This window comes from Segatella sp. (assembly GCF_977051555.1).
This window is the reverse complement of the sequence record NZ_CDRSSE010000019.1, coordinates 39058-53228: the sequence shown is the minus strand read 5'-3', so window position 1 is coordinate 53228 and position 14171 is coordinate 39058. Positions and strand designations below refer to the sequence as shown.

Genomic DNA, 14171 nt, shown 5'->3' with positions numbered 1-14171 from the left:
GAATACCCCACTGGAAAAATACAGAGACTTACTTCCTGATAGATGGAAAAAGCAGTAACAGCATTTGTTTAATCAGCTGTTACTGCTTTTTTTGAATTATGCAAGGTATAAACGCGGAGCCGCTTACGAGCCGCTTACGGATAGCGTGATGGATTTTCCCGTTTTTGAAGTATCTATCACGCTATTCAAGTATCTGTATATTAGTACGTTAATGGTCGTAAGTGATGTAAATCGTGATGGATGATAGATAATGACATAAAATTTGTTCATATGAAGGCTGCGCTGGGTAACTGATATGGCTGCATCGGGTAACTGATATGGCTGTATTGGGTAACTGATATGGCTGCATCGGGTTACGGATATAACTGCATCGGGTTACGGATATGACTGCATCGGGTTACGGATATGGCTGTATCGGGTTACAGATATTACTGCGTAAGCTAACGGAGACGTATCTGTAAGTTTATCGAGACGTCTGCATCAGCTAACTTAGACGTCTGAACTCGCTTACTGAACTACTTGAATTGTCTTACTGAACTACTTGAGTTGCTTGACTGAAGTGTGATACAGCTACCTTTGGAAATCATTAAAAATCTGAGCAATACATAATAAATATAATAGCGGAGATATTGATTACAAATATCACCATATAATCAAGGGTCTATACGCCACCTTTTCATCGTGGCATATAGCCCATTCAACACTCAATATTCAACAATCTCTAACTTTTTCTGAAACTTTTCACAGAAAACTCTTGCAGGTTTGAAAATAAAGTCGTAACTTTGCGCTAGAGAATTTTAAAACAGATGGTTATGAAGTACTTAGACCCTAAGGCAGACCTTACGTTCAAGAAGATATTCGGCAATCATCCTAAAAGACTGATCAGCCTTCTGAACGCACTCCTGCCACTCAGCGAAGAAGAGCAGATACACGAGATAGAGTATCTGCCTACAGAACTTGTGCCCCAACTCGAAGGGGGTAAGAATACCATAGTGGATGTACTCTGCAAAGATGCCAGAGGCAGAAAGTTCTGCGTGGAGATGCAGATGGAATGGTCTGACGCTTTCCAGCAGCGAGTACTGTTCAATGCGTCTAAGCTCTATGTGAGTCAAGCTAAAAAGGGAGGAAAATACAGTGAGTTGCAACCCGTATATTCCTTGAATCTTGTGAATGATATCTTTGCGCATGATACTCCGGATTTCATCCACAACTATCGCATCGTGCATGATAAGGACAGCAGCAAGGTAATTAAAGGCTTACATTTCACCTTCATTGAGCTCCCGAAGTTCACACCTCATTCTATCGCCGACAAACGTATGATGGTCTTGTGGCTCCGCTTCCTCACAGAAATCAATTCCAACACGAAGGAGATTCCTTCCGACCTGCTTAATGATCCGGAGATAGGAAAAGCTGTAGAGGAACTGGAGATATCCGGCTTTACAGATGCCGAGCTCAGAGCCTACGACAAATTCTGGGATTCCGTAAGTGTTGAAAGAACCCTCCTAGATGACAGATACCAGAAAGGTATGGAGAAAGGCAGAGCTGAAGGCATAGAAGAAGGCAGAGAAGAAGGCATGAACCTGCGAAGCCTTGAGATTGCCAGGAAGATGCTGGCAAATGGAATGGATGAAGCATCGATTATGGATATGACGGAGCTGACGGCAGAGGAGATAAAGCTGCTGAAAGCGGAGATGTAAATAACGAATATCGCCATATAATCAAGGGGCTATACGCCACCTTTTCATCGTGGCATATAGACCCTTGTCGTTTTCCTGTGAAGTGCTGTGAAAGAGGGTGTGTCATTATTCATCAGATTACGCAGAATAAACGGAATGTTCTTGCTCCGCGTGAGGATAAACAAAAAGAGTCACAAGTAAAACTTGCGACTCTTTTCTGCGCTTCAAGATGGGCTTGAACCAACGACCCCCTGATTAACAGTCAGGTGCTCTAACCAACTGAGCTATTGAAGCAATTTGCTATGAAAGAAGATGAGTTACGAGGCTAACCTGAAACTCTCTTGCGCTTCAAGATGGGCTTGAACCAACGACCCCCTGATTAACAGTCAGGTGCTCTAACCAACTGAGCTATTGAAGCGTTTTTTCAGCAAAGAACGTGGCGTTCCTTATTTGCGTGTGCAAAAGTACTAACTTTTCTCCATTCTGCCAAATTTTTCGCTGACTTTTTTCGCTTTTTCTCTAAAAAAGTGTATTTTTTCTTGTCTTTGTGCCACTTTTTGCCTCTTTTATGGTGTTTTTAGCAAAGAAATGAGTACTTTTGTGGTCGAAATCTTCTCTTGATGGCGAATGCCGGAAAGAGGGGAGAAAATAATCAATAAGTTGAATCATATACAATTAAATAAGGTAACAATGAAAAAAATACTGTTCTCCTTGCTTATGGTGCTCCTGGCAGCTCCAACTTTTGCCCAGGTTGACAAAGACCATGACTTCAAAGCTGCAAAGAATATGGAAATATTCAATGCCATCTACAAGAATCTCGATTTGATGTATGTAGACACGCTCGATGCAGAAGTTGTGGTCGGTAATGGTATCAATGCCATGTTGCGTAGTCTCGACCCTTATACTACCTATTATCCTGAGCAGAAGATGAAGGAACTCAAGAACCTGCTCACCGGCAAGTATGCGGGTGTGGGTGCGGTGATACGTTACAACTTCCAGTTGCAGCGCGTCTGTATCAGTGAACCTTATGAGAATATGCCTGCTGCAGAAGTAGGACTGAAGAAGGGTGATATCATCCTGAGTATTGATGATGAGGATATGACCAATAAGGAGGTGAGCTATGTCAGCGATCATCTTCGCGGTGACCCGGGTTCTTCCTTTATGCTGAAGGTAAAGCGCCCAAGTACCGGTAAAACCTTGAAGGTGAAGGTAACCCGCCGTACCATCCAGTTGCCGTTCTTGCCTTATTATGGCATGCTGGAAGGTGGTATCGGTTACATCAACTTCAATTCCTTTACCGAGCAGTGTGCCAAGGAAGTGCGCCGTGCTTTCATCGATTTGAGAAAGCAGGGAGCCAAGAGCCTTGTCTTCGATTTGCGTAATAATGGTGGCGGTTCGGTAACCGAAGCGGTCAATATCATCAATATGTTCTTGCCTAAAGGTAAGACGGTCTTGGAGATGAAGGGAAAGCTGCAGCGTTCTAATCATGTTTATAAGACTACGGTTGAACCGATTGATTCCGTTATGCCGATGGTGGTATTGGTGAACGAGAATTCTGCCAGTGCCAGTGAAATCATGAGCGGCAGTCTCCAGGATTATGACCGTGCTGTAATATTAGGTACGCGCACGTATGGAAAGGGATTGGTGCAGACAACCATGGACTTGCCTTATAACGGACAGGTAAAACTCACTACTGCTAAATATTTCATTCCTAGCGGCCGATGCGTTCAGGCACTCAACTATAAGCACGATAAGGGCGGTTATGTGGAGCATGTTCCCGATTCTCTTACCAAAGTGTTCTATACCGCTGGTGGCAGGGAAGTGAGAGATGGAGGTGGCGTGAAACCGGATGTAGAGGTAAAGCCTGATTCTTTGCCAAACATCGCCTTTTATCTGGCTGGTGCCCGCGACAGTAATGAGGTGATGCTCAATTATGAGATAGATTATATCGCCAAGCATCCTACTATCGCTCCAGCGAAGGAATTCTCGCTGACCGATGCCGACTATGACGAATTCAAGGCACGTGTACTGAAGGCTAATTTCCAGTATGACCGTGAAACAGAAAAGTATCTCAAGGACTTGGAGAAACTCGCTAAGTTTGAAGGTTACTACGATGATGCCAAGTCAGAGTTTGAGGCTTTGAAGAAAAAACTGAGTCATAATGTGGCAAAGGATCTGGATTATAACAAGGATTACATCAAGCATCTGTTGGAAAATGACATCGTTTCTGCCTATTATTTCCAGCGCGGTGCCATCCAGAATTCCATGCGCTATGACAAGCAGATTAAGGAAGCAGTAAAATTGCTGAAAACTCCATCAGAATACGAAAAAATACTGCATCCGGTGAAGAAATAAGTACAAAAACGTGCACAATCAATTAAAAATGTGCACGTTGCGAATAAAAAGTTGCATTTTTTTTGGTTAATCACAAAAATATTTGTAATTTTGCAACGTTCAGTGGAATGAGGGGCTCACAAGAGTTCCTCATTTTATTTTAATAAGGTATATATGATTGATAAAAACGTCGTAAAAAAATTAGTTGAAGAATGGCTCCAAGATAAGGAATATTTCTTGGTGAGCATTGAAATCAGTCCCGACGATAGAATCGTTGTTGAGATTGACCATGCCGATGGAGTATGGATTGAGGATTGTGTTGCCTTGAGTAAGTATATTGAGGATCATTTGAACCGTGACGAGGAAGACTATGAGCTCGAAGTTGGCTCTGCAGGCTTGGGTCAGCCGTTCAAAGTTCCACAGCAGTATATCAATTTCATTGGCAAGGAGGTTGAGGTACTTGATGCCGCCGGCAAGAAGGTAAAAGGTATCCTGAAAGCTGTTGAAGGAAATGACTTCACAGTTGGCGTTGAAGAAAAGGTAAAGGTTGAAGGTAAAAAACGTCCGGTAAAACAGGAGGTTGACCACGTTTACCAGATGGATAAAGTAAAATATACAAAATACATAATTAGTTTCAATTAAGTTATGGCTAAAAAAGAGCAAGAATTGACAGCGAGTATGATTGATACATTCCGCGAGTTTAAAGAAACAAAGAATATCGACCGTACTACATTGGTAAGTGTATTGGAGGAGAGCTTCCGTAATGTACTTGCCAAGATTTTTGGTAGTGACGAAAACTTTGATGTCATCGTAAACCCTGATAAGGGAGACTTCGAGATTTATCGCAACCGTGTAGTTGTTGCTGATGGCGAAGTTGAAGATGAAAATAAGGAAATTACACTTTCAGAGGCTCGTAAGATTGAGCCGGATTACGAGGTTGGTGAGGATGTAAGTGAGACGGTTGACTTCAACAAGTTTGGTCGTCGTGCCATCTTGACTCTTCGTCAGACTTTGGCTTCCAAGATTCTTGAGTTGGAGCATGATTCACTCTACAACAAGTACAAGGATCGCGTAGGTCAGGTTATCTCTGGTGAGGTTTATCAGGTTTGGAAGCGCGAGGTTCTGATTGTAGACGATGAGAACAACGAGCTCATGTTGCCTAAGACTGAGCAGATTCCAGGTGATACTTACCGCAAGGGTGAGACTGTTCGTGCGGTCATCCTCCGTGTAGACAATGAGAACAATAATCCAAAGATTATCTTGAGCCGTACTGCTCCTATCTTCCTGCAGCGCCTGTTGGAGGCTGAGGTTCCTGAGATTGCAGACGGTCTGATCGCAATCCGCCGTATCGCCCGTCTTCCGGGAGAGCGTGCTAAGATTGCTGTTGAAACATTCGATGAGCGTATCGACCCAGTTGGCGCATGTGTAGGTGTTAAGGGTAGCCGCGTTCATGGTATCGTTCGCGAACTTTGCAACGAGAACCTCGATGTCATCAACTACTCTAGCAATACCAAGCTCTTCATCCAGCGTGCGTTGGCTCCTGCCAAGGTTTCTTCAATCAATGTTGATGATGAGAACAAGAAGGCAGAGGTTTACTTGCAGCCTGAGGAGGTTAGCTTGGCTATCGGCCGTGGCGGTATGAACATCAAACTGGCTTCTATGCTTACAGAATATACCATCGACGTATTCCGTGAGGTAGACGAGAATGAGGCCGATGAGGATATCTACTTGGATGAGTTCTCTGATGAGATTGACCAGTGGGTTATCGATGCTATCAAGGGCATCGGTCTTGATACTGCCAAGCAGGTACTCAATGCACCTCGCAACTTGCTGATTGAGAAGGCCGACCTCGAAGAGGAGACCGTTGATCATGTACTCAGCGTGTTGCGCGCCGAATTCGAACAATAATTCCCTTGCCAGCGAGTGCTTGCAGGGAATCTAACTTTAAAAATAGGAGAATAAATAATTTATGAGCATCAGATTAAATAAAGCACTACGTGAATTAAATATAGGACTTCAGACGGCAGTTGAATTCCTAGAGAAAAGAAAAGACCTGGGAGATGTCAAGGCAGAACCGAGCTTCAAACTCACCGACCAGCAATACAAGGCATTGAATGATGCCTTCAGTCAGGATAGAGAGGTTCGTGATCAGGCTGAGAAACTCTTTGCCAAAAAAGCAAAAGATAAGAAGCGTGCGCCAGAGCAGAAGGACAATCGCGCTGAAAGCTTGTTGGAGTCTAATGGACAGCAGCAGTATAAGCCGCTGGGAAAGATTGACTTGGACAATATCGGTAAGAAGCCTGCTGCAGAGTCTGTTGCGGAAAAGCCTGAGACTGCTGCCGTCAGTCCTGAGCAGAAGAAAGACGCTCCTAAGGCTGAGCAAAAGAAGGAACAGAAGCCACAACAGGCTTCTCAGCATAAACAGCAAATGAAACAGGAAAATCATCAGAAATCACAGCAGTCAAACGCTCAGATGAATAAGCAGAATGCTCCTCAGGGAAAGAAAGAGCATCATCATGCTAAGAATGAAACTGCACAGCATTCTGCTGGCGCAGCAGACAACAGCGTGTTTACTCTCAAGAGTGAGAAGAAGTTTACTGCTAATGAGCCTAAGGTGTTGGGCAAGATAGATTTGTCTTCCCTCAACCAGAGCACTCGTCCTAAGAAGAAAACCAAGGAGGAGCGCCGCAAGGAACGTGAGGAGAAAATGGCTCAACAGCACAATGAGCGCAAAAAGCGTGTTCGTATCAACAAAGAACGTGTTGACATCAATGCCGAAGCTAAGAATAATGGCGGAGGCAATGGCAACAATGGCGGTAATAACAAGAAGAATAAAAACCGCAACAGAAATAATAACAATAATAATCGCGGCAATAACAACAACCGCGGCAACCAGCGCCAGATTGAGGTGGACGACGAGGCTGTAGCACGCCAGGTAAAGGAGACTCTCGCTCGTTTGACCAGCAAGAGCCAGAACAAGAAGGGTGCTAAGTACCGTAAGGAGAAGCGTGAGGCTGTGCAGGAGAAGTTGCAGGATCAGGCTCGCCAGGAACAGAAGGAAAGCAAGACCCTGAAGCTCACTGAGTTCGTTACCGTTAGCGAGTTGGCTACGATGATGGACATCAGCGTTACTCAGGTTATCTCTACCCTGATGGGTGTAGGTATCATGGTTTCTATCAACCAGCGTCTGGATGCAGAGACCATCAACATGGTGGCTGAGGAGTTCGGTTTCAAGACCGAATACGTGAGTGCCGAGGTTCAGGAGGCCGTGAGCGAGGAAGAGGATGATGAGAACGACTTGGTTCCACGTGCTCCAATCGTAACCGTCATGGGTCACGTAGACCATGGTAAGACCTCTTTGCTCGACTATATCCGCAATACCAATGTGATTGCCGGTGAGGCAGGTGGTATTACCCAGCATATCGGTGCTTACAGTGTGACATTGAAGAGTGGCCGCAAGGTTACATTCCTTGATACTCCAGGTCATGAGGCGTTTACCGCCATGCGTGCCCGTGGTGCTCAGGCTACCGATATCGCCATCATCATCATCGCAGCCGATGACTCTGTGATGCCTACTACCAAGGAGGCTATCGCCCATGCACAGGCTGCCGGTGTGCCAATGGTATTCGCCATCAACAAGATTGATAAGCCAGGTGCTAACCCAGACCGTATCCGTGAGGACTTGGCAAACATGAACCTGCTCGTTGAGGAGTGGGGTGGTAAGTATCAGTGCCAGGAAATCAGTGCCAAGAAGGGTATCGGTGTTCACGATTTGCTCGACAAGGTGCTCCTCGAGGCTGATATGCTCGACTTGAAGGCTAATCCTAACCGTCGTGCTACAGGTACCATCATCGAGTCTTCTCTCGACAAGGGTCGTGGATATGTTTCTACCGTATTGGTTGCCAACGGTACCTTGAAGGTTGGTGATATCGTACTCGCCGGTACTTCTTGGGGTCGTGTGAAGGCAATGTTCAATGAGCGTAATGCCAACATCAAGTCAGCTGCTCCTGCAGAGCCAGCTATCATCCTCGGTTTGAATGGTGCACCTACAGCAGGTGACCAGTTCCACGTAATCGAGACTGAGCAGGAGGCTCGCGAAATCGCCAACAAGCGTGAGCAGTTGCAGCGTGAGCAGGGCTTGCGTACTCAGAAGCGCTTGACCTTGGGTGATATCTCTCACCGTATCGCACGTGGTGAGTTCCATGAGTTGAACGTCATCGTGAAGGGTGATACCGACGGTTCTGTTGAGGCATTGAGCGACTCATTCATCAAGCTTTCTACCGAGAAGGTTCAGGTGAACGTAGTCAACAAGGCTGTGGGTCAGATTTCTGAGAACGATGTGATGCTGGCATCTGCTTCAGATGCTGTCATCGTTGGGTTCCAGGTTCGTCCATCTGCCGATGCTCGCAAGGCTGCCGACCGTGAGGGTGTTGAAATCAATACTTACTCTATCATCTACGATGCTATCGATGATATCAAGAGCGCGATGGTAGGTATGCTCGACAAGGTGAAGAAGGAAATCGTTACCGGTCAGGTTGAGGTTAAGCAGACCTTCAAAATTTCCAAGGTGGGTACTATTGCCGGTGGTCTTGTTACCGAGGGTAAGGTACACGCTAAGGATAAGGCTCGCGTTATCCGCGATGGTATCGTGATCCGTACTGCTGAAATCGGTGCCTTGAAGCGTTACAAGGACGATGTCAAGGAGGTGGTTACCGGTATGGAATGCGGTTTGAGCCTCGTCAACTACAACGATATCCAGGAGGGCGACGTTATCGAGACCTTCACAGAGATCGAGGTAGAGCAGAAATTGTAATATAGCATATATTATATATAATAAGGTAGGGATGAGTCCTCAGCGGCTTATCCCTATTTAGGGTTAAAATAACGAAAGGTTATTCTAAATAAAATGGCAGAGAAAGAACAAGAAAAGAATCAGTTTGTCAAGCAGGTGGCTGAGCAGAAGTATGAATTCGGCTTTACCACCGATGTACATACTGAAATCATAGAAAAGGGTCTCAACGAGGATGTTGTGCGCCTGATCTCGCAGAAGAAGGGAGAGCCAGACTGGATGCTCGAATTTCGTCTGAAAGCCTACAATTACTGGAAGACGCTCAAGGAGCCAAAGTGGGGGCACGTGCACGTGCCACCTGTTGACTATCAGGAGATTTCATACTATGCAGACCCTTTGGCAAAGAAGCCAAAAAACAAGGAGATTGATCCTGAGTTGGAGAAGACATTCGACAAACTCGGTATTCCTCTGGAGGAGCGTCTGGCTTTGAGCGGTACCGCCGTAGATGCCATCATGGACTCTGTGTCGGTGAAGACTACCTTCAAGGAGAAACTCCGTGAGAAAGGTGTCATCTTCTGCAGTATCGGTGAGGCTGTGAAGGAGCATCCTGATTTGGTAAGAGAGTATCTGGGAACCGTGGTTCCTTATCGTGATAACTTTTATGCAGCCTTGAACAGTTGCGTATTCAGTGATGGCTCATTCGTTTATATTCCTAAGGGCGTCCGCTGCCCGATGGAGTTGAGCAGTTACTTCCGCATCAATGCCCGTAACACCGGTCAGTTTGAGCGTACATTGATTATCGCCGATGATGATGCCTACGTTTCTTACCTGGAGGGTTGTACAGCGCCAATGCGTGATGAGAACCAGCTCCATGCGGCTATCGTAGAGATTATCGTCAAGGATAATGCAGAGGTGAAGTACTCTACCGTTCAGAACTGGTATCCTGGTGATGAACATGGTAAGGGTGGTGTATTGAACCTTGTAACCAAGCGAGGCGACTTGCGTGGCGTGAACTCTAAGTTGAGTTGGACTCAGGTAGAGACAGGTTCTGCGATTACCTGGAAGTATCCTTCCTGCATCTTGCGTGGCGACAACTCTGTAGCTGAGTTCTACAGCGTAGCTGTTACCAACAACTATCAGGAGGCCGATACCGGTACCAAGATGATTCACATGGGTAAGAACACCAAGAGTACCATCATCTCGAAGGGTATCTCGGCAGGTCATAGCCAGAACTCCTATCGAGGTCTGGTTCGTGCTACATCCAATGCTGACAATGCCCGCAACTACAGCTCCTGCGACTCCTTGTTGCTGGGAAGTGATTGTGGAGCGCATACCTTCCCATATATGGATGCCCATAACGACACAGCCGTGTTCGAGCATGAGGCAACCACCTCGAAGATTTCAGAAGACCAGCTCTTCTATTGCAATCAGCGAGGCATTCCTACCGAGGAGGCTGTCGGCTTGATCGTAAACGGTTATGCCAAGGATGTGCTCAACAAGTTGCCTATGGAGTTTGCCGTTGAGGCACAGAAACTCCTGAGTGTTTCACTCGAAGGAACTGTAGGATAAAAAATGAATAGAAAGTGAGGCTTGTGATGAAAAACTGTATCTTGTTATTGCTGTTGGCAGTGCATTTGAATGCTTTTGGTCAGATCCTTTCCAAGATAAGACCTGTAAATTTGACTGCTCAACAAGATTCGATTGTAAGAGGTTTTGCTTCTGAGTATAGGCCGATATATACTGTCGATGGGCATTTTTATGGCTATTTTAAGTTGGATGCTTCTGCTCCATCTTCAACGGCTTCTATCATGCTGCAAAATAACAGTGTTTCAGCTTTCTCACATGATATTATACTCTCTGGTGAATGTAGCTTCGTGGTGTTAGACCCTCCTCCTTTGTTTGAGCAATGGGGGTGGACCAAGCCACCTACATTGTTAGAATCAGTATGTGATTTATTAATTGACACAATTTTATAACAATTATGTTAGAGGTAAAGAATCTGCATGCTACTATTGCAGGCAAAGAAATATTGAAAGGTATCAACCTGACTATCAACGATGGTGAGATACATGCTATCATGGGACCTAACGGTTCCGGTAAGTCAACCTTGAGCGCTGTGCTTACAGGTAACCCTCTCTATACCGTAACCGAGGGTGAGGCTATCTTCAACGGCAAGAACCTTCTGGATATGAAGCCAGAGGACCGTGCCCGTGAAGGCTTGTTCCTCTCTTTCCAGTATCCGGTGGAGATTCCTGGCGTATCCATGACCAACTTCATGCGTGCGGCTATCAATGCCAAGCGTGAGTATCAGGGTTTGGAACCATTGAATACAAGCGAATTCATGAAGCTGATGCGTGAGAAGCGCGAGTTGGTAGAATTGGACAGCAAGTTGGCTCGCCGTTCTGTAAACGAAGGTTTCTCGGGTGGTGAGAAGAAGCGCAACGAGATTTTCCAGATGGCTATGCTGGAGCCAAAGCTCTCTATCCTCGATGAAACCGACTCTGGTCTCGATGTGGATGCGATGCGTATCGTGGCCGACGGTGTGAACAAGATGCATACCGACAAGACTTCTGCCATCGTCATCACTCACTACGAGCGTCTGCTCGATATGATTAAGCCAAGCGTGGTTCACGTACTCTATAAAGGTAGAATCGTGAAGACTGCCGGTCCTGAACTTGCCAAGGAGATTGAGGCTCGTGGCTACGACTGGATCAAGGCTGAAGTAGATGAGAAATAAATAAGGAGGATGGCTATGCTTTCAGAAAAACAATATTTAGACTTGTATCAGTCTTCTTCGAGAATAATCAAGAAGAACAGTGCTGAGGTGCTCAATGCGGTGCGCGATGCTGCATTCGAGGACTTCCGTCGCCTGGGCTTCCCTTCCCGAAAGGTAGAAAGATACAAGTATACAGATATGAGCGCCATCTTCGAGCCAGACTATGGCTTGAACTTGAATCGCCTGGAAATTCCGGTAGATCCATACGAGGCTTTCCGCTGCGATGTGCCTAACCTGAGCACTTCGCTCTACTTTGTGGTGAACGATGCTTTTTATAATAAGGCATTGCCAAAAGTAGAGTTGCCAGAGGGTGTTATCGTAGACTCTTTGAACAAGATTGCTGCAGAAAACCCCGATTTCATCGGGAAATACTACGCTAAGATTGCCAAAACCGATGAAGATGGCATCACCGCACTGAATACTTTCCTCGCACAGGATGGCTTGCTGATTTATGTTCCAAAGAACGTAAAGGTGGAGCGAACCATTCAGGTTATCAATATTCTCCGTTCGGATGTAGATTTGATGGTAAACCGCCGTGTGCTCATCGTGATGGAACAGGGCGCTGAGGCTAAGTTCCTCTTCTGCGACCATGCAGCTGATGACAAGAATTTCCTCGCAACCCAGGTTATCGAGGCATTTGTTGGCGAGAATGCCAGTCTCGACCTCTATTGTCTGGAGGAGACTCATTACAAGAACCGCCGTGTCAGCAACGTTTATATCGAGCAGCAGGCTAACAGCCGTGTAAACCATAACGTCATCACCCTTCATAATGGTATCACCCGCAACCGCCTCGACCTCGTATTCAAGGGCGAGGGAGCAGAGTGCTTCTGCAATGGTTGTGTGATTGCCGACAAGAACCAGGTGGTTGATAACAATACGCTCATCGACCACCAGGTGGGTCATTGCACCAGCAACGAGCTTTATAAGTATGTGCTCGATGGTGAGGCACGTGGTGCTTTTGCCGGCAGAGTATTGGTTCGTCATGGTGCCCAGAAGACTGTTTCTCAGGAAACCAACCAGAACCTCTGTGCAACGAAGACTGCCCGTATGTTCACCCAGCCGATGCTGGAGATTTATGCCGATGATGTGAAGTGTGCGCACGGAAGTACTGTAGGTCAGCTCAACGATGCCGCATTGTTCTATATGCAGCAGCGTGGTGTGAGCCGTGAGGAGGCTAAGTTGCTCCTTCAGTTTGCATTTATCAACGAAGTCATCGACAAGATGGAGCTGGAGCCATTGCGTGATCGCCTACATCATCTCGTAGAGAAGCGATTCCGTGGTGAACTCAATAAGTGTGAGGGCTGCAAGCTTTGCAAGTAGATAATATACTTTTAAAGGAGTTAAGTTCTTAAAATTATGTATGATATCAATCAAGTAAGAGCAGATTTCCCGATTTTATCGAGAAAGGTCTATGATAAGCCATTGGTGTATCTGGATAATGCGGCAACCACGCAGAAGCCATTGTGCGTGCTCGATGCCATGCGCGACGAGTATCTCAATGTAAATGCCAATGTGCATCGTGGTGTTCACTATCTCTCTCAGCAGGCTACCGACCTTCATGAGGCAGCCCGCGAAACCGTGCGCAAGTTTATCAATGCGCCTAAGGTTGAGGAAGTCATCTTTACCCGTGGCACTACAGAGAGTCTGAATCTCGTGGTTTCATCGTTCTGCGATGCCTTTATGAGCGAGGGCGACGAGGTGATTATCTCTACCATGGAGCATCACTCCAATATCGTGCCTTGGCAGTTGCAGGCTGCCAAGAAGGGAATCGCCATCCGTGTGATTCCTATCAATGATAAAGGTGAGATTAACATCGATGAATTCGCTAATTTATTCACCGAACGCACCAAAATCGTGAGCATTGCGCAGGTGAGCAACGTGCTCGGTACGGTGAATCCGGTAAAAGAGATGATTAAGATAGCTCATGAGCACGATGTGCCTGTCATGGTGGATGGCGCTCAGAGTACTCCTCATTTTGCTGTGGATGTACAGGATATGGATTGCGATTTCTTCGCTTTCAGCGGACATAAGATTTATGGTCCTACCGGTATCGGTGTGCTTTACGGCAAGGAAGAGTGGCTCGACAAGTTGCCTCCTTATCAGGGCGGTGGCGAAATGATTGAGAGTGTAAGTTTTGAGAAGACTACTTTCGAGAAATTGCCTTTCAAGTTTGAGGCTGGTACTCCTGATTATGTAGCTACCCACGGTCTGGCAAAAGCCATCGATTATGTTTCTGCACTCGGCATGGATAACATTGCCAAGCACGAGCAGGAATTGACCCGTTACTGCATGGAGCAGATGCGAACCATAGATGGAATCAGACTTTTTGGTGAACAGGAGGGCAAAGATGCCGTTGTCAGCTTCTTGGTTGGTGATATTCATCACATGGATATGGGCACCTTGCTCGACCGTCTGGGCATCGCCGTTCGTACCGGTCATCACTGTGCTCAGCCTTTGATGGACCGCTACGGCATTCTCGGCACTGTTCGTGCCAGCTTTGCCCTGTACAATACCAAGGAAGAGGTTGATGCGCTGGTAGCTGGTGTAAAGCGTGTGGCTATGATGTTCTAAGAAATAAAATATTTTGATATATATA

10 protein-coding genes and 2 tRNA genes are annotated in these 14171 nt (G+C 46.2%); 10 read left to right on the top strand and 2 right to left on the bottom strand.

The window, feature by feature from the left end; translation table 11 throughout:
- Positions 1-806: 806 nt before the first annotated feature.
- A complete protein-coding gene (locus ACWJAO_RS06530; protein ID WP_449139672.1) occupies positions 807-1697 on the top strand; it encodes an Rpn family recombination-promoting nuclease/putative transposase in 891 nt (296 codons plus the stop codon).
- A 199-nt stretch (positions 1698-1896) separates the two neighbouring features.
- On the opposite strand, the gene ACWJAO_RS06525 is transcribed toward ACWJAO_RS06530, so the two are convergent.
- Positions 1897-1970, bottom strand: a tRNA-Asn gene (locus ACWJAO_RS06525).
- A 50-nt stretch (positions 1971-2020) separates the two neighbouring features.
- Positions 2021-2094, bottom strand: a tRNA-Asn gene (locus tag ACWJAO_RS06520).
- 272 nt (positions 2095-2366) lie between these two features.
- Between ACWJAO_RS06520 and ACWJAO_RS06515 the strand changes: the two genes are divergently transcribed.
- The 9 genes from ACWJAO_RS06515 (at position 2367) to ACWJAO_RS06475 (ending at position 14146) form a co-directional block, all read left to right on the top strand.
- Positions 2367-4031 (top strand): S41 family peptidase, encoded by a 1665-nt coding sequence (locus ACWJAO_RS06515; RefSeq protein ID WP_449139671.1) that lies wholly within the window; start codon positions 2367-2369, stop codon positions 4029-4031.
- Between the two features lie 153 nt (positions 4032-4184).
- Positions 4185-4652: a ribosome assembly cofactor RimP gene (gene rimP, locus ACWJAO_RS06510; RefSeq protein ID WP_449139670.1), complete on the top strand. Its 468-nt coding sequence runs from the start codon at positions 4185-4187 to the stop codon at positions 4650-4652.
- Positions 4653-4655: 3 nt separating this feature from the next.
- Complete coding sequence (gene nusA / locus ACWJAO_RS06505; protein ID WP_217312965.1) at positions 4656-5918, top strand: transcription termination factor NusA; 1263 nt, start codon at positions 4656-4658, stop codon at positions 5916-5918.
- A 61-nt stretch (positions 5919-5979) separates the two neighbouring features.
- Complete coding sequence (infB, locus tag ACWJAO_RS06500) at positions 5980-8823, top strand: translation initiation factor IF-2 (RefSeq protein ID WP_449139669.1); 2844 nt, start codon at positions 5980-5982, stop codon at positions 8821-8823.
- Between the two features lie 93 nt (positions 8824-8916).
- Positions 8917-10368, top strand: a complete 1452-nt coding sequence (gene sufB, locus ACWJAO_RS06495; protein WP_294700358.1) for a Fe-S cluster assembly protein SufB — start codon at positions 8917-8919, stop codon at positions 10366-10368.
- A 26-nt stretch (positions 10369-10394) separates the two neighbouring features.
- Positions 10395-10775 (top strand): hypothetical protein, encoded by a 381-nt coding sequence (locus ACWJAO_RS06490; protein WP_449139668.1) that lies wholly within the window; start codon positions 10395-10397, stop codon positions 10773-10775.
- Positions 10776-10780: 5 nt separating this feature from the next.
- The gene (sufC, locus tag ACWJAO_RS06485; RefSeq protein WP_022120772.1) at positions 10781-11536 is read left to right on the top strand and encodes a Fe-S cluster assembly ATPase SufC; all 756 of its coding nucleotides are present in this window, start codon (positions 10781-10783) and stop codon (positions 11534-11536) included.
- Between the two features lie 15 nt (positions 11537-11551).
- Positions 11552-12895, top strand: coding sequence for a Fe-S cluster assembly protein SufD (sufD, locus tag ACWJAO_RS06480; protein ID WP_449139674.1), 1344 nt, complete (start codon positions 11552-11554; stop codon positions 12893-12895).
- 36 nt (positions 12896-12931) lie between these two features.
- On the top strand, positions 12932-14146 hold the full coding sequence (locus ACWJAO_RS06475; RefSeq protein WP_449139667.1) for an aminotransferase class V-fold PLP-dependent enzyme: 1215 nt from the start codon (positions 12932-12934) through the stop codon (positions 14144-14146).
- The last annotated feature ends 25 nt before the right edge of the window (positions 14147-14171 follow it).